The following is a 19,580-nucleotide window of genomic DNA, read 5'->3' on the forward strand; positions in this document are numbered from 1 at the left end:
TCATTTACGTTAGGATCAACGATTAATAATGTTGGTTCAATAAATGGTTTGGACTTGGATGCTAGCCAATGAGAATAACCAATAACGGATTAAAAGGGTAAAACGTAAATCTGGTCCGGTCGTAGTGCTATAAAGGTAGAATAAATTTGTACATATATCATTTTCTTTGCTATAAATTTTGCACACGAAACTGTTTTTCAACGATGAAAAATATTATCGCCTTTCTGATATTCATTCTACCCGCTTACCTGTATGCGCAGCCCTCGCCTTCCCGGAAAACCGCTGTTATTGCCTATTTCATGGGCAATGCAGCGGAGGCCAAAAAATATCCGCTGGATAAACTCACGCATATTATCTATAGTTTCACAAGGCTGGATGGAGATACGATCGCATTTCATTACCCCAATCAGGACAAGGATTTCAGGGATCTGATTGCGCTTAAAAAACAGTATGCCAACCTTCGGGTAATGGTGTCACTGGGCGGATGGGGTGGTTGTGAGCCATGTTCGCCTCAGTTTGCAAAACCCGCTACCAGAGCCGCTTTTGCTGCAAGTGTGAAGCGTTTTATGGAGCGTTACGGTGCAGATGGACTGGATCTTGACTGGGAATATCCCGGAATTCCCGGTCATCCCGGACACCCATGGATGCGCGAAGATGTAGAGAATTTTACCGCACTCGTGGCCAACCTGAGATCGGTCATGGGTGGGCGTTATGAACTGAGCTTTGCTGCCGGTGGATTTGGCAAGGCACTGGACTCCTCCATTAACTGGAAAGCGGTTATGCCTTTAGTGGACCGGGTAAACCTGATGACTTATGACCTGACGAACGGTTATAGCAAGGTGACAGGTCATCACACGCCGCTACACATCAGTGGTGAGCAGAAAGATGGTACGGACCGCTGTGTGGATTATTTACTCACTCTGGGCATTCCCTCAGAGAAGATTGTGATTGGTGCCGCATTTTATGCGCGCGTTTGGAAAGATGTGCCGGCAACGGGAAATGGGCTCTATCAGCCGGGCGTATTCAAAAGCATGGTGAATTATAAGGACTTTGACCGCGAGTTTTCAACAGCCAATGGTTTCAAGGTTTTCTGGGATGAAGAATGCATGGCTCCCTGGAGTTACAGTGCAGTTACAAAGGAATTCGCAACTTATGACGATAAACAATCAATGCGGGCGAAAGTGACTTACTTAAAATCGAAAAAACTTGGTGGAATCATGTTCTGGGAGCTTGGGGGCGACACTTATCGGAACGGCTTGCTGGATGAAATCGCCAGGACATTGGAAACTGGCAAATAGGTAATCCGGAAACGACATAAAAAAACCGCGGCTGTAAAGACGCGGTTTTTTTAATAGTGTTAGGTGATTAGCTCTTCTTCTCGAGCAGTTTGTAGAACTGGTCGAGTTGAGGCAGGATCACGATTCGGGTGCGACGGTTGGCAGCACGACCCTCTGCGGTTGTGTTGTCAGCGATGGGTTTGTACTCACCACGACCGGCAGCAGCCATTTTCATGGGATCCATTCCATAAGTCTTCTGCAGGATTTTAACTACAGCAGTTGCACGGAATACGCTGAGATCCCAGTTGTCTTTCAATGGTCCGATATTGCCCTTCAGCTCTTTGTTGTCTGTGTGGCCTTCTACCATGAACTCGAGGTCTGGTTGCGCTTTCAGTACAGTAGCTACTTTGCCGAGTACTTCTTTGGCGCGGGGAGTGATAGAATAGGAACCGCTGTTAAACAACAATTTGTCGGAAATGTCTACGAAAACTACGCCTTTTTCAACCTTGATATTGATATCCTGGTCGTCCAGGTTACCAATTGCACCCTTCAGGTTCATTACGAGAGCCATGTTCAGGCTGTCTTTTTTAGCCATCTGGGTTTGCAGATCCTGGATATAAGCGTCTTTCAGACCCAGATTGTCCATGGATTTTTTGATGCTTTCAGCTTGCTGAGAACTGATAACGGAAAGATCCTGCAGTTGCTTGATCGCTGAAGTATTGTTTTCTTTAAGCAGATCGATTTGCTTGTTCAGGTTAGCTACGTCGGTCTCGAGGCCCGCCCTTTTTCTTGCTTCTTCTGCTTTAGCATCATCGCAGGCTTTCAGGTCGTTCGTCAATTGGCCATTTTTTCCGGTCAGGTCAGCGACTTTCGCCTGTTCTGCTTTGAATTTCTTGGAGCTTACACAGGAAACCATGGAAAGGCTTGCGCAAGCAGCAAGGACTAAGTAAGAAACTTTCATTGGTTATTGTTTTAGTGAATGTTTGTGCAAAGGTAGCGCTTCGTTTACAACTACTGTGCCTGATTTTGTAAATGTGCCAATCCATTTTCAGGATGTTTCCCCTCCATGGCAGCAAAAAACCTGATGATTTTCGGCCAATCGTGCTCGGGAGTGTCGCCTGGCACAAATGGTTCGGAAAAATGAAGCAATTTGTGTTTGAAATCCAGACCTGCCAAAACGATGGGAACCTGGGCTAGTTTCGCGATGTGCCAGAATCCGGTTTTTAACCGGTCCACCCTTTTCCGTGTACCTTCCGGCGACAGCGCCAGAACGAAATCGGAGTTTGTTTTGAAGTGTTCGACCACCTGGTCCACCAGGTTGGTGCTGGCGCCACGGTCTACCGGAACGCCGCCGCTGGCCTTGAAAAACCAGCCGAATGGTCCATCGAATAATTCTTTCTTAGCCAGGTAATGTGCATTGGGTATTGGCATCACGGCACGGGCAGCCATGCCCGTCACTACATCCCAGCCACTGGTGTGCGGTGCAACGGCAATAATCGCCTGTCGAAGTGTTCCTGGCCACGCGTCCTTCGGCACCTGCCATGCAGTTTTAACTTTCCAGCCGGCAAGCTTCCAGTATAATTTCCAAAACGCTCTGCTGAACATAAAAAATTATAGTTTTTTCCATCGCAGCAACACGCGATTATCCTGGTACATCAGGAGTTCGTCGGCTATACACCGGAAGCCATTCACTTTCTTAAAAGCGGCAAGGAAAACAGTTTCACCTTCTCCAGCACAAGCCATCCTGGTCATTGCAAGTTGTGCGGCGTTAAATGGCAGTTCAGAACCGTTCATCCAGGCGCCGTTGAACCTGTTGCATGAAGTTGAACCCGATAATTTCCGGGCGATTGTATCGATCAGAAGGGTGGGGGTCTTTTGACTGAACAGCGATTGTAAACTTTTTCCCGGTTCCAGGATATCCTGTAAGACCCAGCTTCCTCCGGCACTGTTTCCTGAAATAGCTCCCCTTAGCGCGACACCTGTGCCTGATAATTTTTTTCCATTTGTTTCAAAGGTTGTCCGATAACGGTATATCCGGTCACTCATGCCGTCTGAACTGAATTCAGTATAGATAGCCAGCCGGAATAGCTGTCCGTCAAGCTCGCCGGTGTAAGTCCAGCCGGTACCTCCGGCTTTCTCCAATTGCACGGGAATGCGGCTGGAATCTCTTTTGTCAGGGGTCTGAAAGATCAACCATTGCCCTTCTCTCAGCGATACATTCCAGAAAGGTTCTGTACCCATAGCAATAAAATCGATGCCATTAGCAGCTTGTGCTTTCCATTTTTCAGGATTGGCCAGTAGCTGACGATGAAGGACGTATTTTGAAGTCAGTGCGCCGGTTACAGGTTTTCCATCCTGGTCAAGAACAATGAGGCTGTTGTCTTGTACCATATACCTGCCGGCATCGCCGCGGTTATCTGTCAGCGTGATCTGATTTCCTTCCCTGCGGAAGGTGCCCTGGCTTACAAAAGTGGCCTCCATTCTTTCCGCATAGCTCCGTTGCAAATGGTATGTACCACCGGTTTTGAATTGAAGATATTCCGTTATGCCCGGACAATCCGCACAGGGAAGCAATCCTGAAAAAATCCCATCCGTCAGGGACTGCTCAGAAACGACCGGTGCGTCACTCCTCCCTGTATCCGGGGTCGCCCCTGGCATACTGTATGTGCCTTTGGTTTTTCCCGTTGTCGAATTGTTGCAGGAAAACATAAAAATGGCAGCAACCGCCATGAGCATCTGCAATGCAGGACGAAAATTTGTATTATTTGCTTTCATGCAGGCCAAAAAAAGCCGGCTTGATGCCGGCTTAAATTTTATCAAAGGAATTACAACACCAGAACACCTTTTGCAATAAACTGTGTTTCTTTTTTTGGTGCCTTGATCTTGTCAATCTCAGCCTTGGTCTTTCCGGCGTCCTGTGCATAGTGTTTTTGCTGTTTCACCGAAACCTCTTTTACAACAGCTTCGCCATCCAAAACTACATCGTGCCCAACAATATCTTTCGGCATGAAAAAGCCATAATCCTTGAACTTGACCATCATGGCTTCGCCATTTGACTTCTCCAGTTTCATCCAACACCCTCTTTCCTGGCAAACTTCAGTTACTTTTCCGGAGATTTTTCCGGAAAACTGGTCATTGCTCATTTTGGCAGAAAGCTCGGTTACGGGAACGGCGCCTTCTTCAGTGGTGGTTGTACCATATGTAACACCCTTGGCAGCGGGAGTGGGGCCCTGGGCAAAGGCACTTCCTGCCAGTGTTGCCACCAAAACCATTGTTGCAAGTATTTTCATGTACGTTTCTTTATTTGTCCAAAGATAGGAATACACTTACTTTTTGCTGGTATCCGGCTGTTTTTTAAGGTCCTCTAACAGAGTTTTAACAGCAACCTCCAACTGCTGGTCTTTTCCTTCAGCCAGCTGGTCTGCATCATTCCAAACCGCAATATCAGGTGCTGTCTGGGCATTTTCCAGGTAGGTACCCTGCATTGTTTTTACCCCTAACGGCGGTACCCCCCAACGCACGGCGTTGTCCTGCAGCACTTCCCAACCTGCGAAAGTACAGGTTCCGGGTACCGGTTGACCGACCAGTTTGCCGATCTGCAGGTATTGATAGGAATAGGCATAACAATGGCCGTCACTGTAATTGGATTCATTGGCAAGACTGATACTGGGCTTCGTCCATCGAAATGAAGGCTCGTAACCATTGCTCCTGGTGTCTGTACTGTAATCCAGAAACTGCTTGCCGCTCAGGAACATCGCGAGATCCGCTACAAGGTCCCCTCCGCCATTGTTCCGGGTATCTACGACCATGGCTTTCCGATTAAAAAACTTGCCCATGATTTCCTCATAGGTATCCCGGTAGGCAGCATCATTCATACCCGGAATGTGTACATAGCCCAGTTCCCCGTTACTGAGCCGCTCCACCTCTTTTTCATTCCTGCGGACCCAACGTCTGTAAAGCAGGCCACTCTGTTCACCCTGGGTAATGGGTTTTACCCTGTAATACTTTGTTGCCGTACCGCGCTGCACCGTCAGCAATGTGAATTTGCCGGCTTTCCGGTTGAGAAATGCCGCATAATCCCTGTCTGCAGTAAGCGTATCGTTGTCGATGGCAAGCAGAATGTCGCCAGCCTGAATGGAAATATCTGATTTGTCCAGCGGACCACCCTCCAGTATTTCAGCGATTTTTACGCCATTGCCCGGATAGGCGGGATCGGGAAATATACCCAGGGAAGCAGTAGCATCCGTTCCGGTACCGGTATTTACAAAACTGGAACCACTGTGCGATACATTCAGCTCGCCCAGCATCTCGCTAAGCATCTCGCTGAACTCCTGGTTGTTGCTGATATGGGGCAGGTAAGCTTCATAATCCCTGCGGTAACTGTTCCAGTCCACACCGTGCATACTTCTTGTGTAAAAGCTGGCCTGGGTCCGGCGCCATACATGTTCGAACATACACCGGCGCTCCCGGTCGGTGTCGATTGACATTTCACCATTAATGGCGATGTTTTCCTGTTTGCCGCTCAGCGGCTCGATCTTAATCAGTTTTCCATCAGCATTCAGGAATATGTTCTTTTGATCCTTATCCCACTGCAGACTTCCGTTTCCACTGTTTAATGTTGCCAGTATCTTCGTTTCCCTGGTTCTGAGATTGGTTGTCCAGAGATTATAGCCTTTTTCAAATCTTGCGAGATAGTAGAGGTTTTCGCCATCTTTACTTACCAGCGCATCAGAAAGACTGGCACTATGAATGGTTAGCCGCGATTTGCGGAAGGGGAGGTTCTCCAGGTCAAACTTCAGGAGAGTGTCTTTTCTGGAAGTTGATTTTTTGGTGCTGTCTGCTTTTGCCTTGTCGTCAGTTTCTTTCTGAAGCGCTGCATCTTCCTTACTGAGTCGAAACCTGTCCCAGGCATCCTGGTCAAGAAAAGCTGCATATACATCTGTCTGGGAACCTCCACTGTTGGCTTTTGCATTCATGCCATCGCGGTTACTGAACCATGTGATTGCTTTGCCACCCAGGATCCAGCGGGCATTGCCTTCCGAAAAACCACTTTGTGAAAGGTTGCGGATTGTTTTTCCATCCAGCGATACCAATCCGACTTCGCCATAGGCGCTTCCGGGTACCGCATAATCAAACAACAACCATTTGCTGTCGGGACTCCAGTCGACATACTGGTCGTTGTCCCGCATGGAAGCCAATTGTGCTGAATTCAGCAGCGAGCGCGACTGGCGGCTGGACAATGTCAGTACTTTTAACGTAGTCCGGTCTTCAATATATGCCAGTTGATTGCCGTCGGGGGAAATAAGTGGTTGGTAATTGTCATGCTCATTTACAACCAGCGGGGATTCCTCAAGAACAGTGGCTGCATAGAAGAATGATTCATCCGGGCGGCGAAGCCTTGTTTGATAGATTTTCCAGCGGTTGCCCCGCTCACTTGCATAGAACAGGCTTTTACCGTCGGGGGAGAACCCGACGGATTTCTCAGCGTCGGGAGTGAATGTGATGCGTTTGGTAACGCCACCTTCCACCGACGTTACAAAAACATCACCACGAAAGAGAAATGCCACTTCTTTTCCATTGGGGGAAACTGCAAGTTCGCGCGCACCGCCGTTTACTGTCAGGATCTGTTCGTTATTCTTTTTAAGATCCGTGTGGATTGAAACCTTAACCAGCTGCGGTGCAGCCGCGGGCAGCATGGTATACAGGTGGCCATCATAACCGAAACAGAGCCTGCCATTATCTGCTATGGAAAGAAAACGCACCGGATGTTTGGTGAATTGTGTTATCGCTTTCGGAACATCGCTTTTCAGGGAGCTGCTGTAAACGTTGAAACTTCCGCCCATCTCACTGAGGTAATAAAAAGTATCAGTTCCTTTCTGCAGTACCGGGTTTCTGTCTTCTCCCTTGTTCATCGTCAGTCGCTGATGTTTCCCGGTTTTGGGATCATATAACCAGCAATCGCGGGTCACGGAAGAGGTATGGTGCTTTCGCCATTCATTTTCGCCCCCTTTTTTGTCCTGGTACAACAACCGTCCGTCGGGCAAAACCTTCACCAGTTCAGCGGGGGTAGTGAGTACCTGCCGAACGCGGCCACCTGTAGCAGCAACCTGGTAAAGTTCCGGAAGGTAACCGGCGGGGTATTGTCGGTTGGTTGCCAGGTCCATGCGGGAACCGCCGAAAAGAATCGCCGAATTGTCGGTTGAAAAGTCATAGGGGTATTCTGCTGCCGAATGAAAAGTAAGCCGCTGCGGCGTGCCGCCCGCTGCGGAAATGCAGAAAATATCATAGTTGCCATAACGGTCGCTGGCAAAAGCAATTTTTTTACCGTCATGACTCCAGACAGGCATAAGGTCATTGGCCTCATGCTGGGTGAGCTGGCGGGCTTCACCGCCGCCGGCAGCCACAAGATAGATATCGCCGCGGTAAGAGAACGCAATGGTGTTCCCGTCAGGTGAAATCGCCGGGTAGCGCATCCAGGAGGGTTCATCCTGGGCAATACCGGAAAAAGATGCTGCAACCAGCAGTGTGGTAAGGAATAGATTTCTCATTCGGGAAAAATAGGGAAAAGCATAATCAGAACCTCACCGTTTATCCGGCAAGGGTTTTTTAGCGGTAAAATATTTAGTGAAATAATGCTAAACAATTTAGTGTTGGTAATTAATTCCGCTCTATCTTTGTGTCACTAATAATTTTGACTCCCATAACGCTAAAACAACAGACATGTCTAACGCAGAAAAACTCAAGGCGCTTAAACTGACTATCGATAAGATCGACAAGGATTTCGGGAAGGGTTCAGTGATGATGATGAATGAGAAGACGAACAATGGCCAGGAAGTTGTTTCCACGGGATCGCTGGGCCTGGATGTTGCCCTGGGTATTGGCGGACTTCCCAAGGGCAGGATAATCGAAATTTATGGTCCTGAAGCATCCGGTAAAACTACCGTTGCCATACATGTTATTGCAGAAGCTCAGAAAAAGGGTGGTATCTGTGCCATCATTGATGCGGAACATGCTTTTGACAGTTCCTATGCTCAGAAGCTGGGTGTTGATGTTGACAGCCTCCTGATCTCTCAGCCGGATTATGGCGAACAGGGTCTTGAAATTGCTGACCGGCTGATCCTTTCCGGAGCAATTGATGTTGTGGTGATTGATTCCGTTGCTGCCCTTGTTCCCAAAGGTGAGCTGGAAGGTGAAATGGGCGACAGTAAGATGGGGCTACAGGCAAGACTCATGAGCCAGGCGCTCCGCAAACTGACGGCAACTATTAACAAGACCAATACCGTCTGCATCTTTATCAACCAGCTTCGTGAGAAGATCGGGGTGATGTTCGGTAACCCGGAAACGACCACTGGTGGTAACGCACTTAAATTTTACTCTTCTGTCCGCCTTGATATCCGCAGGATCAGCCAGATTAAAGATGGTGATGAAGCTGTAGGCAACCGTGTTAAGGTAAAAGTGGTAAAGAATAAGGTTGCTCCTCCTTTCCGGGCAGCTGAGTTCGATATCATTTTCGGCGAAGGTGTTTCAAAGGTGGGCGAAATCATAGATATGGGAGTTGACCTCGCGATTGTGCAGAAAAGCGGATCCTGGTTCAGCTATAATGGCGACAAACTGGGTCAGGGAAGAGATGCAGTTAAAAACTTGTTGCGTGACAACCCGGAATTGCAGGCGGAAATCGAGGCCAAGATAAGGGCCAAGATAACCGAAATGCAGGCCGGCTGATATTTTAAAATAAACGGGAAAAAGAACGGGGACCAGCGGTCCCCGTTCTTTTTCCCGTTCCTGATATCCCAGTTGCATCAGAATTTCAAAACCTTCATTCTCACCATTTCAATCCGCGTATCTGAAACGCCCATCACCTCAAATTCATAGTCGCCGATAATAATCCTTTCGCGGATCTTGGGGATGGTTTCATGATAATGTATAATGTAGCCGGATAACGTTTCCAGCTCCTCCTGTTCAAAAGTAAAACCGTATTTATCCTGCAGATAATCCAATTCAAGCCTGCCTGAAAAAATAAATTCAGAATCACTGATCTTTTTTTCTTCCAATTCTTCTGTGTCGTGTTCATCCTGTATTTCGCCGAATATCTCTTCCAGAAGATCTTCCATGGTAATGATGCCGGATGTGCCGCCGAATTCATCCACCACCCACGCCATGCTTTTTCTCTCCCGGGTGAACTTGTTGATCAGGTCTGTAGCATTCATACTTTCGGGAACTGCCGGAATCGGCAGCATGATCGACCGGACATCCACAGGTTGTTTAAACATATCCAGTTGATGCAGGTAACCGAGGATATGATCGATATTGCCTTCATAAACTACCAGCTTGCTCAGCTGGGTTTCAGAAAATTTCTGCAGCACCTTATCTATCGGTGTGTTGACTTCCACACCCTCAATTTCTTTGCGGGGTATAAGACACTGCCTCACCTTCACGGTTGGTAAGGACAGGGCGTTTTCAAACAGGTTTGCATTTCCATCTGCAGCATCACCATCCTTCTCGCTGCTGTTCTGCTGGTAGAAAGCCTCCAGGTCGGCCCGCACAAAAGCTTCCCGCTTCTCGCTCAGGCGAATGTTGAACAGATACTTAAGGATCCATTCGGCTATGGACACAAACAATGTGGCAATAGGTTGCAGCAGCTGGCTGAAGAAATTCAGGATACTGGCTACGACGCTGCTGAGGAGCCATTCATTCCGTGCGCGCCAGATGGCTCTTGGTATAAATTCACCAAGTACGAGAAAGATGGTGGTTGCCAGCGTGATTTCCACAAAAAGGTGAAGAAGGTCGGCGTATGCCTCAGGAACACCATGTTTTTCGACCCAGAGCCAAACCGGTTCCAGGAAGGCGCCGATCATCAGTCCGTAAACAACCAGAAAAATATTGAAACCGATCAACACCACCCCGATAAACTGGGACGGTTTGTCGAGGAACTGGCTGATCAGGATTCCGCCTGTGCGGCCCTGCTTCTTCCTGAGCTCCACTGACAATCTGCTGATAGCGGAAAAGGCTGCTTCGATGCCGGCAAAAAAACCGACCAGCAACAGGAAGAAAATGATCAATCCAAAGGAATTGAGATTCGGTAACATATTATACGAATATAATAGATTTTGACCCCGTTAGTCCTTTCCGGACAGAAAATTGAGGATCAGTGATTCCGCCTGGAGACAGGCAGTTTCCAGGTTATCATTGACAATGGTAAAATCAAAATGCTGTTTGAAGGAGATCTCGTAAGAGGCTTTGTTGACGCGCGCCTGAAGGCTTTCCGCGGATTCTGTTCCACGGCTCTCGAGCCGCTTGCGTAGTTCGTCTACGCTTGGAGGTTCAATAAACAGGGACAGTGTACTGTGGGGATACTGTTGCTGAACGTGAATCGCTCCTTTGACATCTATATCAAGGATGGGAACCTGGTGATTGCTCCAGATACGTTCCATTTCGGCTTTGAGCGTTCCATAATATTTTCCTTCATACACCATTTCCCATTCCATGAAGTCGTTATTCCTGATATGGTTACGGAATTCCGGTTCACTCATGAAATAGTAATCCACACCATGCTTTTCAGGCCCCCTTGGCAAACGGGTAGCAGCACTGATGGAAAACGCCAGTTGCGGATTTCTGGCCAGCAGGTAACGGGTTATGGATGTTTTTCCCGCACCGGAAGGTGCCGTGATTATAATTATCTTTTTGTGGCTGTATGACATTAGATCCTTTTAATATCGGCGCCAAGGGCAATCAGGCGCTTGTCGATATACTGATATCCGCGATCGATCTGTTCTATGTTCTGGATGGTGCTTTTGCCTTCCGCACTCAATGCAGCGATCAGCAGAGATACACCAGCCCGGATATCAGGGCTGCTCATGGTGATTCCCCTGAGCTGCTGTTCCCTCGCAAGGCCAATCACTGCTGCACGGTGCGGATCGCACAATATAATCTGAGCACCCATGTCGATCAGTTTATCAACAAAGAACAACCGGCTCTCAAACATTTTTTGATGGATGAGTACTGATCCGCGGGCCTGTGTTGCAACCACCAGTACGATGCTCAGAAGGTCTGGTGTGAATCCCGGCCATGGATGATCGTAGATGGTCAGTACCGAGCCGTCGAGGAAAGTCTGAATTTCATAAATGTCCTGTTCCGGAATAACGATGTCATCTCCCTGGATATCGAGCCGGATGCCCAGCTGCTTGAATTTCTCCGGGATAACTCCAAGATGTTCAACGCCCGCACCCTGTATTCGGATGCCGCTCTTTGTCATGGCGGCTAGGCCGATAAAGCTGCCCACTTCAATCATATCCGGAAGCATGCTATGGGTAGTGCCACCGAGATAATCCACACCTTCGATGGTCAGCAGGTTACTGCCTACACCGCTGATTTTTGCGCCCATTCTGTTCAGCATCTTACAGAGCTGTTGCAGGTAAGGCTCGCAGGCTGCGTTGTAAATCGTTGTTTTCCCCTTTGCCATGACAGCTGCCATCACAATATTGGCCGTGCCTGTCACGGATGGCTCGTCCAAAAGCATATCGGTACCCCGCAGGTTGGAGGCATCCAGGTGAAAATAGCCGTCTTCAGGATGATAGTTAAAAGTGGCGCCCAGTTTTTCGAAACCGATAATGTGGGTGTCCAGACGCCGCCGGCCGATTTTGTCGCCTCCCGGTTTCGGAATAAATGCTTTTTTGAAGCGGGCCAGCAGAGGTCCGGCCAACATCACGGAACCTCGCAAACGGCCGCTTTTTTTGCGGAAGGCATCACTGTTCAGGTAGTCAATGTTGACATTGTCAGCCCTGAAAGTTGCCGTATGGCGTTCCTGGCGGTCGATAGAAACGCCAAGGTCAGCTAACAGTTCTATCAGCAGGTTAACATCGAGAATATCCGGAATATTACCCAGCGTTACAGGTTCCGGACTTAACAGGACTGCAGAAATGATTTGAAGCGCTTCGTTTTTCGCACCCTGCGGAATGATGGTGCCGGAGAGTTTTTTTCCGCCTATTACTTCGAAACTGTTCACTTGAAGCGCTTCTTATTGAATTTGTTGTTTCCCCGGTTCCCGTTATTGCGATCATTGTTCCGGTTGTCGTTATTTCCCCGGTTATCGTTCTGACGGTTTCCTCCGTTGTTCCTTTGCTGGAATTTTTGAGGCCGCTTGCCACCACCGCCACGATAATCCCGGTCCCGCTGGTTGTTATCGTTGGGGCGAAAGGCCTTAACGAATGGAGAATTGGTGAATTCGAGTTGACCTCCTGTAATATTGCTAAGCTCCCCCTGGATGGCATCGTCATGAACAACTTCTTTATGCCAGTTCGCATAAACCAGTTTCATATAATAGGCAATGGCATTGGCATAACCCTGCCGCTTTTCAGGGTTTTCCTCGTTCAGTGCTTTGTTGATAACAGTTTCGATATTCCGGCCGATATGGGAATACCTGGGATATCCCTTGGGGTAACGTAGCGGTGAAGGTTTAGCCTTAAGCGTTTCTTTGGTGGGAATAGGATAAGGGGATTCCACCTCAAGTTTGAAATCAGAGATCAGGAATAAGTGATCCCATAACATATGGCGGAAATCCTCCACGTTCTTAAGGTGGGGGTTAAGAAAACCCATCAGTTCGATCACGGTCCGGGCATTCTTTTGCCTTCTGTCGTTATCTTCAACTGACATGGTATACTCGATCATGCGCTGGATGTGACGGCCATATTCCCGCATAACGAGGTGATTTCTCGTGGTATTATATTCCATTCGAACGTTTTGTCTTATTGCAAATGTAAGTGATGGCATTCAGGAAAAAGAAGCAATTTGCACCCGTCAGGAAAATACCGTATGCCGAAAGTCGCCTATTATATTGATCCACTGCTGGAATATACCGTGAACCATGCGGAACAGTCCATCCTGGGCGCTATTCCTGATCTGGTTTCAGCTTTGCTGCCGGCAGAACAGGTCGCGCTGACCCTGGATCCGGAACTGACCATGGAAAGTCACGAAGGATTGGAGCTGGTTCATCTGCCCGTGCCGAAAATTACGTGGCGGTCCAGGGAACGCAGCCGGGTGGCAGTTTTCGAAGCCTGGAACAAAAAATCACCCGGTACAGTCCTGGTGCAGTTCTCCCCGGGCAGATTCATCCCGGCACAAGGCAATCCTACAGTCCTGTTTACCACTTCGGAAGCGATACTTGCCGCACCACGTGCAGCACAATGGGCTGCAGCCCATACTATTGTACTGCCATCGGCGGCAGCGGTGGAAAAAATCCGTTCAGCTTTCCCCCGGTGCACGTCGCGGATTATTTCCCGGCAGCCTTTGCTGGAACAACCGGCTGAGACGCTTGGCTGGGCGGGTCAGGAACAGGTTAAACTGAAATATACCAACGGCAGGGATTATTGCCTTTACGCCGGCTCGCTGTCTGCATCACAGGGCGCTATGCCTGCTCTGAAGGCCTATTCCCTCTTCAAAAAATGGCTGATGACCGGCATGCCGCTGGTGCTTGCCGGACGAAGTACCGAAGAAACGGCGGATCTTGAAAGACTCCTGACAACCTATAAATACAAGGCAGATGTATTGCTTTATCCCGACCCCGAGGAAGAAGACTGGAGAAACCTGGTAGCAGGGGCCTATATGCTCGTCCACACACAAACTACCGGTGACCATTATCCGCTGGAATGGGCATTGTCGGCCGGAACACCTGCTGCCTGCGTGCAGTCCCAGGACCTGGGCGAATGGCCCGGAGACGCCGTTTTGTGGGCGGCGGCAGACGACCATGATCAGCTGGCGCATGCACTTATGCTCCTGTATAAGGACGAGGGCCAGCGGAACACACTGATTGAAAAAGGCAAGAAACTCGCCATGGAATACAACCGGGAACATACCTTAAAAGCATGGGCAGGCATCATTAATGACCGTCTGGCAGAGATTGGCTAATTTTGCCTCCTCAAAATACCCTTATGACGGATTCAACGATCAGGATCGACGTTCAGCTCGATCATGACAAAATACCTTCTCAGATCTTCTGGCAGGCAGCTGGCAGTACTGCCGATGAACCACAAAAAGCCAAAGCCATGCTACTGGCCTTTTGGGACGGCGCAGATAAAACTGCAATGCGGGTCGATCTGTGGACAAAAGAGATGATGGTAGATGAAATGGCAGATTTTTATTATCAGACCCTGATGACCATGGCGGATACCTATCAGCGCGCAACCCGCAATGAAGTGCTGGTAAATGATATGAAACAGTTTGCCCGTGACTTTTATAACAAATTCAAGGACCAGCAAATGAAAGAGAACGCCGTTAAATAAAACATTAAAAAAAAGTATATGTCACTGGAAGAAAAAGTCATGACGGAAATGAAGGACGCCATGAAGTCAAAAAATGAAGCCGCCTTGCGAAGTCTGCGTGCAATCAAGGCGGAGATCATTAAAGCGAAAACAGAACCCGGGGCTAACGGGCAGGTGACGGCGGAAGGCGAACTCAAATTGCTTCAGAAGATGGTTAAGCAACGCCGGGATTCGCTCGAAATTTTTGAGCAACAACAACGTACTGATCTCGCCAACAAAGAGAAGGAAGAAATATCCGTTATAGAAAAATTCCTGCCAGCCCAGCTGGATCCGTCCGCCCTGAAAACCGCGCTGGAAACGATTATCAGTCAGACCGGAGCAGGTCCGGCTGATCTCGGGAAAGTAATGGGTATTGCGACCAAACAACTGGCGGGCCAGGCAGATGGCAAAGCCATCAGCGCCATGGTAAAATCACTGTTGAATCCCTGATTGTGCTGATCGATGCCATTACATTGCTGATCCTGGTGCTGGCGGTTTTCAAAGGCTGGCGGCAAGGCCTGGTAGTGGCATTGTTTTCCTTCTTTGCTATGATCCTGGGGCTGGCCGCTGCAATGAAATTCAGTGTGGCTACCGCCCATTGGCTGGAGGGTTCAGTTAACGTTTCTGCCAGATGGTTACCTGTATTATCATTTTTACTGGTGTTCATCGCCGTGGTGCTCCTGGTCAACCTGGTAGCCCGTCTGATCGAGCAGACGATTGAATTGGCCATGCTGGGTGTGCTGAACAAAGCGGGCGGAATTTTATTGTATATAGTAATATATCTGTTAACCTGGAGCATCCTGTTGTTTTACCTGGGGAAAACCCAATTGCTGTCGGCAAAAACAATGGAGCAGTCAAATACTTATCCTATTATTGCTCCCTGGGGCCCCAAGGTGATAGATGTACTTGGTGAAGTCATGCCTTTTTTCAAGAACATGTTTGAAGAACTCAGTCGATTTTTTGGCCTATTTTAGCAATTAATTGGAAGTATTATTTTAGAGAACAGATGCAATACGAGATCAAACAGCTGGATAAATTCAGGTACATAGAGGAAGGAGAAGGCGAACCATTGGTGCTGTTGCACGGATTATTCGGCGCCCTCAGCAATTTCCAGGACCTGATCGAATACTTCCGCCACCACTATAAAGTTGTGGTGCCGATGCTGCCGCTGTTTGAACTCGATATACTACATACTTCCGTTGGCGGCCTGCAGAAGTTCGTCCATAAATTCATTGAAGCCAAAGATTACCGGCAGGTACACCTCCTCGGTAACTCCCTCGGCGGCCACGTTGCTCTGGTGCATGTCCTGAAACATCCGGAAAGGATCCGGAGTCTGACCCTGACCGGTAGTTCAGGCCTTTTTGAAAATGGTATGGGGGATACCTATCCGAAACGCGGTGATTATGAGTATATCCGCAAAAAGACCGAACTCACCTTTTACGATCCCAAAATGGCTACCAAAGAACTGGTGGACGAGGTCTATGAGATCACGACCAGCCGGTTGAAAGTGATAAAAATCATTGCGCTGGCTAAAAGCGCCATCCGGAATAATCTTGGAGAAGAACTCAGCCAGATCAAACAACCCACACTACTGGTGTGGGGCAACAACGATACTGTTACACCGCCATTCGTCGGACGCGAGTTTAACCGCCTTATTCCTAACAGTGAACTGCATTTTATCGATCACTGTGGTCATGCGCCGATGATGGAGGTACCGGAAGAATTCAACCGGATCCTTCATAAATTTCTTACAAAACTCAATGAGCCGGCAGCGGTAGCCTGAGTTTTGACGTCTATACAGGTAATACCTAAATCTTTCTCTGTGATTAACAAGGAACTCATATCTGCGTCCCTGCCTGTGCTGTCACCCAAAGATCCCGTTTACCGGGCACTTCAGCTGATGGACGACTGCCATGTTAGTCAGCTGCCGATTGTTGATGACGAAAAATATATCGGCTTGTTATCAGAAGCTGATCTGCTCAATGCGGCAGACGACAACCTTCTTCTGGAAACCCTGACCCCACTCATCAGCAAGATAAGGGTATCACCGAATAACCATTTCACAGAAGCCATTCAGCTGGCGAACGAATATGGGCTGGACATTGTGCCGGTTACAGAAACAGACCTTACCTGGGTGGGCGCCATCGCCGCCAGCGATCTTTTGAAATATACCGGCCATATGATCGGGGCCGACGAGCCTGGCGGCATCATCGTGCTGGAAATGGAAAAACGTGATTTCGCGTTTTCTGAAATTTATAAATTGGTGGAAACCAATGATGCACAGATCACCCAGCTGAATACTTACTACGATAACAACCTTGGTCTCCTCTTTGTGACCATGAAACTCAACAAGTTCGAATTATCCGATATCGTTGCCACCTTCCAGCGGTATGAATATCAGGTCAGGTATTATTTCGGAGAAGAACAGTATGAAAATGAACTCCGGAACAATTATGATCATCTGATGAATTACCTTAATCTCTGAAATATTTTCCGGCTTCCTGGCATTCTTCTCGCTAATCCTGTATATTCATTGCCCGTCGAGAATGAGCAAGGAGCGGAACTATATCACCCTATTGATTGCAACCCTGACCCTGATATTGTCAGAAACAAGAGCGCAATCAGTATCGCCTATGGGTGCCGATAAAGCCATCATTTCATTCTTACATCCCGAAGCAGTTGCCCCACCAGTTTCCGACAGTACTCGCAAGCCATTTATAGTCAGCGCTATATATATAAGTGGAAACCGAAAAACTAAAGATTACATCATTAAACGGGAGTTGCCTTTCCAGGAAGGTGACTCGGTGAGGCTGAACGAGCTGGTCGAAAAATTCCGGGTCGGTAAGCAGCAACTGGTCAATACGCGCCTGTTCAACGATGTTATCATATCACTGAAAAGCTTCCGGGGATATTTTGTGGAAGTACAGATCGATGTGAAAGAAAGGTGGTATATTTTTCCCATTCCGTATTTCAAACCGGTCGACCGGAACCTTCAGACCTGGGCAGATAAGGGATACAGCCTGAACCGGATCAACTATGGAGCAAAGTTTACCTATTACAATACAACCGGCAGGAATGACCGCCTCCGGCTTTGGCTGATAACCGGTTACTCCCGCCAGATCCAGGCAAGCTATGACCAGCCCTTTGCAGATAAATCATTGAAATACGGATACGGGGTAAATTTCCTGTATGCCGGACAGAAAGAAGTCAACCCCATTACCGTTGACAACAAACAATTTTTTATCAAAGCGGATTCATTACCCAAGGCCGGGAAATTCCTGGAAGAGGTGCTGGGCGGCGCCATCTCACTGAGTTACCGGCCGCATTTACGCACCCGGCATTCTCTAAGACTGGGCTTCGTAAGCGACAAAATTGACAGTGCCGTACTTCAGGTTAACCCTGAATACCTGACTACAACGGGTAAAACCAAAACCTGGTATCCCGAGCTATCCTACACGGTAAACTATGTGAACACTGACTACGCTCCTTATCCCCTTCGCGGCAGAATGGGAGAACTCAGCCTCTCCCGTATCGGATTCGGCCAGGACCTTGGCGTATGGTCCCTCAATTTCAGGGGTACACAGGCCTGGGAGCTGAAATGGAAAAGTTCCTATACCCTCCAGGTGGGAGGTACGGTTCGCCTTCCTTTTGATCAACCCTATACGCAGCATAAAATGCTGGGTTATGGTGACTTCTACCTTCGGGGCCTGGAGAAATATGTGGTTGACGGGGTTGCAGGAATGCTGGTGCGTAATACCGTGCGGCGGGAACTGTTCAATTTTTATATGCGTCTTCCCGTAAAGAGCAAAAGCCATGACCGCATCCCCTTCCGGATTTTTGCCAAGACCTATGCCGACATGGGGTATTCCTACAACAAAAACTATCCCGACAATTCCCTGGTCAACCGGATGCTGTACACGACAGGTGCCGGCGTGGATGTTGTAACGCTCTATGATGTGGTGATGCGCTTTGAATACAGCTTCAACCAGATGGGTGAAAGTGGCTTCTTTTTTCACTTCAAGAATGATTTTTAATGCCCTATCTTACAGCGGCCAAACATTGAATCATGAGAGTGGCTATCTACAGCCGGGAGATAGATCCGGATTCGCATATTGAAGTGCAGGGCCTGTTCCGGGAATTGGAGGCCCATCATATCGAACCGGTCATTTACCGACCATTTTTTGAACAGATTAAAGAAACAGTCCGATTTCCGGGTCCGGAAGTGCGGACTTTCAGTGAATCCTCCCAACTGGACGAATCGATAGAGTTTATCATCAGCCTTGGTGGGGATGGAACTTTGCTGGACACCGTAACCCTGGTACGCAACAAAATGATTCCGATACTGGGGATCAATTTCGGCCGCCTGGGCTTCCTGGCCAGCATCGGCCGGGAAGAGCTGAAAATAGCTGTCGCTTCGCTCGTAGACAGAAGTTTTGTTATTGACAGCCGGTCCCTTATCCACCTCGATGCGGATAAACTATTGTTTGGGGATACCCCCTACGCGCTGAATGAATTCGCGATTCATAAAACGGATATTTCCCCGATGATCAAGATCCACACTTACCTTAACGGGGAATTTCTTAATACCTATTGGGCGGACGGATTGATTGTGGGCACGCCAACGGGGTCAACCGGCTATTCCCTGAGTTGTGGCGGACCCATCATTTTCCCCGAATCGGGCAGTTTTGTGATCACGCCGGTAGCGCCGCACAACCTGAACGTGAGACCGATTGTGGTTCCGGACGATAATATCATCTCTTTTGAAGTGGAAGGACGGGCCGATAGTTTTATCTGTGCGCTTGACAGCAGGAGAGAATTGGTGCCGAAAAGCATTCAGCTGGCCGTTAAAAGGGAGAAATTTGACGTCAGCATCCTTCGGCTTAATGAGAACAATTTCCTCACAACTTTACGCAAAAAGCTTTCCTGGGGCCTCGATACACGTAATTAGCATTTCTTTTGTACGACAGAACACGGACTGGCGTTTATCTTTAACCATTAGCCTTATATTGCA

General features: G+C 48.4%; 19 protein-coding genes. 10 read left to right on the forward strand and 9 right to left on the reverse strand.

Annotation, left to right across the window (positions count from 1 at the left end; translation table 11 throughout):
* Positions 1-203: 203 nt before the first annotated feature.
* Positions 204-1,298, forward strand: coding sequence for a glycoside hydrolase family 18 protein (locus FPE01S_RS09415; protein WP_046368422.1), 1,095 nt, complete (start codon positions 204-206; stop codon positions 1,296-1,298).
* 67 nt (positions 1,299-1,365) lie between these two features.
* On the opposite strand, the gene FPE01S_RS09420 is transcribed toward FPE01S_RS09415, so the two are convergent.
* Genes FPE01S_RS09420 through FPE01S_RS09440 form a run of 5 tightly spaced genes read right to left on the reverse strand, consistent with a single transcriptional unit; the run spans position 1,366 to position 7,825 of the window.
* Positions 1,366-2,238 (reverse strand): OmpA/MotB family protein, encoded by an 873-nt coding sequence (locus FPE01S_RS09420; RefSeq protein WP_046368423.1) that lies wholly within the window; start codon positions 2,236-2,238, stop codon positions 1,366-1,368.
* Between the two features lie 50 nt (positions 2,239-2,288).
* Complete coding sequence (locus FPE01S_RS09425) at positions 2,289-2,882, reverse strand: 1-acyl-sn-glycerol-3-phosphate acyltransferase (protein WP_046368424.1); 594 nt, start codon at positions 2,880-2,882, stop codon at positions 2,289-2,291.
* Between the two features lie 6 nt (positions 2,883-2,888).
* Positions 2,889-4,052: a copper resistance protein NlpE N-terminal domain-containing protein gene (locus tag FPE01S_RS24805; RefSeq protein ID WP_052955649.1), complete on the reverse strand. Its 1,164-nt coding sequence runs from the start codon at positions 4,050-4,052 to the stop codon at positions 2,889-2,891.
* Positions 4,053-4,102: 50 nt separating this feature from the next.
* Positions 4,103-4,567 carry a DUF4920 domain-containing protein gene (locus tag FPE01S_RS09435; RefSeq protein ID WP_046368425.1) on the reverse strand — a complete coding sequence of 155 codons (465 nt, stop codon included), beginning with the start codon at positions 4,565-4,567 and terminating at the stop codon, positions 4,103-4,105.
* A 36-nt stretch (positions 4,568-4,603) separates the two neighbouring features.
* The gene (locus tag FPE01S_RS09440) at positions 4,604-7,825 is read right to left on the reverse strand and encodes a S41 family peptidase (RefSeq protein WP_046368426.1); all 3,222 of its coding nucleotides are present in this window, start codon (positions 7,823-7,825) and stop codon (positions 4,604-4,606) included.
* A gap of 172 nt (positions 7,826-7,997) precedes the next feature.
* On the opposite strand from FPE01S_RS09440, the gene recA reads away from it, so the two are divergent.
* Entirely contained in the window at positions 7,998-8,999 is a 1,002-nt protein-coding gene (gene recA, locus FPE01S_RS09445; protein ID WP_046368427.1) for a recombinase RecA, read from the forward strand.
* Positions 9,000-9,076: 77 nt separating this feature from the next.
* On the opposite strand, the gene FPE01S_RS09450 is transcribed toward recA, so the two are convergent.
* From FPE01S_RS09450 to FPE01S_RS09465, 4 genes are read right to left on the reverse strand one after another with little or no spacing between them, the layout of a single operon-like run.
* The gene (locus FPE01S_RS09450) at positions 9,077-10,363 is read right to left on the reverse strand and encodes a hemolysin family protein (RefSeq protein WP_046368428.1); all 1,287 of its coding nucleotides are present in this window, start codon (positions 10,361-10,363) and stop codon (positions 9,077-9,079) included.
* A 30-nt stretch (positions 10,364-10,393) separates the two neighbouring features.
* Positions 10,394-10,975: a guanylate kinase gene (gene gmk, locus FPE01S_RS09455; protein WP_046368429.1), complete on the reverse strand. Its 582-nt coding sequence runs from the start codon at positions 10,973-10,975 to the stop codon at positions 10,394-10,396.
* Positions 10,975-12,279 (reverse strand): UDP-N-acetylglucosamine 1-carboxyvinyltransferase, encoded by a 1,305-nt coding sequence (gene murA, locus FPE01S_RS09460; RefSeq protein ID WP_046368430.1) that lies wholly within the window; start codon positions 12,277-12,279, stop codon positions 10,975-10,977. The genes gmk and murA overlap by 1 nt, the downstream gene beginning before the upstream one ends.
* Positions 12,276-13,004, reverse strand: a complete 729-nt coding sequence (locus FPE01S_RS09465) for a DUF4290 domain-containing protein (RefSeq protein WP_046368431.1) — start codon at positions 13,002-13,004, stop codon at positions 12,276-12,278. Before FPE01S_RS09465 ends, murA begins: the two co-directional genes overlap by 4 nt.
* A gap of 81 nt (positions 13,005-13,085) precedes the next feature.
* On the opposite strand from FPE01S_RS09465, the gene FPE01S_RS09470 reads away from it, so the two are divergent.
* The 8 genes from FPE01S_RS09470 to FPE01S_RS09505 all read left to right on the forward strand — a co-directional run bounded on the left by FPE01S_RS09470 (position 13,086) and on the right by FPE01S_RS09505 (position 19,517).
* On the forward strand, positions 13,086-14,177 hold the full coding sequence (locus tag FPE01S_RS09470) for a glycosyltransferase (protein WP_046368432.1): 1,092 nt from the start codon (positions 13,086-13,088) through the stop codon (positions 14,175-14,177).
* A 23-nt stretch (positions 14,178-14,200) separates the two neighbouring features.
* Positions 14,201-14,551, forward strand: coding sequence for a gliding motility protein GldC (gldC, locus tag FPE01S_RS09475; RefSeq protein WP_046368433.1), 351 nt, complete (start codon positions 14,201-14,203; stop codon positions 14,549-14,551).
* 18 nt (positions 14,552-14,569) lie between these two features.
* Positions 14,570-15,019, forward strand: a complete 450-nt coding sequence (locus FPE01S_RS09480; RefSeq protein ID WP_046368434.1) for a GatB/YqeY domain-containing protein — start codon at positions 14,570-14,572, stop codon at positions 15,017-15,019.
* Positions 15,020-15,021: 2 nt separating this feature from the next.
* Positions 15,022-15,543 (forward strand): CvpA family protein, encoded by a 522-nt coding sequence (locus tag FPE01S_RS09485; protein WP_046368435.1) that lies wholly within the window; start codon positions 15,022-15,024, stop codon positions 15,541-15,543.
* 32 nt (positions 15,544-15,575) lie between these two features.
* A complete protein-coding gene (locus FPE01S_RS09490; protein ID WP_046368436.1) occupies positions 15,576-16,352 on the forward strand; it encodes an alpha/beta fold hydrolase in 777 nt (258 codons plus the stop codon).
* 39 nt (positions 16,353-16,391) lie between these two features.
* The gene (locus FPE01S_RS09495; RefSeq protein WP_046368437.1) at positions 16,392-17,054 is read left to right on the forward strand and encodes a CBS domain-containing protein; all 663 of its coding nucleotides are present in this window, start codon (positions 16,392-16,394) and stop codon (positions 17,052-17,054) included.
* Between the two features lie 61 nt (positions 17,055-17,115).
* Positions 17,116-18,603 (forward strand): BamA/TamA family outer membrane protein, encoded by a 1,488-nt coding sequence (locus FPE01S_RS09500; protein WP_046368438.1) that lies wholly within the window; start codon positions 17,116-17,118, stop codon positions 18,601-18,603.
* Between the two features lie 32 nt (positions 18,604-18,635).
* Positions 18,636-19,517, forward strand: a complete 882-nt coding sequence (locus tag FPE01S_RS09505) for an NAD kinase (RefSeq protein ID WP_046368439.1) — start codon at positions 18,636-18,638, stop codon at positions 19,515-19,517.
* The last annotated feature ends 63 nt before the right edge of the window (positions 19,518-19,580 follow it).

The sequence above is a fragment of the Flavihumibacter petaseus NBRC 106054 genome (assembly GCF_000974785.1).
Classification (GTDB): Bacteria; Bacteroidota; Bacteroidia; order Chitinophagales; family Chitinophagaceae; genus Flavihumibacter; species Flavihumibacter petaseus.

Excerpts from the sequence above, each read along its gene's own strand:
- FPE01S_RS09415 (WP_046368422.1), top strand. The coding sequence starts at position 204 with ATGAAAAATATTATCGCCTTTCTGATATTCATTCTACCCGCTTACCTG.
- FPE01S_RS09420 (WP_046368423.1), bottom strand. The coding sequence starts at position 2,238 with ATGAAAGTTTCTTACTTAGTCCTTGCTGCTTGCGCAAGCCTTTCCATG.
- FPE01S_RS09425 (WP_046368424.1), bottom strand. The coding sequence starts at position 2,882 with ATGTTCAGCAGAGCGTTTTGGAAATTATACTGGAAGCTTGCCGGCTGG.
- FPE01S_RS24805 (WP_052955649.1), bottom strand. The coding sequence starts at position 4,052 with ATGAAAGCAAATAATACAAATTTTCGTCCTGCATTGCAGATGCTCATG.
- FPE01S_RS09435 (WP_046368425.1), bottom strand. The coding sequence starts at position 4,567 with ATGAAAATACTTGCAACAATGGTTTTGGTGGCAACACTGGCAGGAAGT.
- FPE01S_RS09440 (WP_046368426.1), bottom strand. The coding sequence starts at position 7,825 with ATGAGAAATCTATTCCTTACCACACTGCTGGTTGCAGCATCTTTTTCC.
- recA (WP_046368427.1), top strand. The coding sequence starts at position 7,998 with ATGTCTAACGCAGAAAAACTCAAGGCGCTTAAACTGACTATCGATAAG.
- FPE01S_RS09450 (WP_046368428.1), bottom strand. The coding sequence starts at position 10,363 with ATGTTACCGAATCTCAATTCCTTTGGATTGATCATTTTCTTCCTGTTG.
- gmk (WP_046368429.1), bottom strand. The coding sequence starts at position 10,975 with ATGTCATACAGCCACAAAAAGATAATTATAATCACGGCACCTTCCGGT.
- FPE01S_RS09465 (WP_046368431.1), bottom strand. The coding sequence starts at position 13,004 with ATGGAATATAATACCACGAGAAATCACCTCGTTATGCGGGAATATGGC.
- FPE01S_RS09470 (WP_046368432.1), top strand. The coding sequence starts at position 13,086 with ATGCCGAAAGTCGCCTATTATATTGATCCACTGCTGGAATATACCGTG.
- gldC (WP_046368433.1), top strand. The coding sequence starts at position 14,201 with ATGACGGATTCAACGATCAGGATCGACGTTCAGCTCGATCATGACAAA.
- FPE01S_RS09480 (WP_046368434.1), top strand. The coding sequence starts at position 14,570 with ATGTCACTGGAAGAAAAAGTCATGACGGAAATGAAGGACGCCATGAAG.
- FPE01S_RS09490 (WP_046368436.1), top strand. The coding sequence starts at position 15,576 with ATGCAATACGAGATCAAACAGCTGGATAAATTCAGGTACATAGAGGAA.
- FPE01S_RS09500 (WP_046368438.1), top strand. The coding sequence starts at position 17,116 with ATGAGCAAGGAGCGGAACTATATCACCCTATTGATTGCAACCCTGACC.
- FPE01S_RS09505 (WP_046368439.1), top strand. The coding sequence starts at position 18,636 with ATGAGAGTGGCTATCTACAGCCGGGAGATAGATCCGGATTCGCATATT.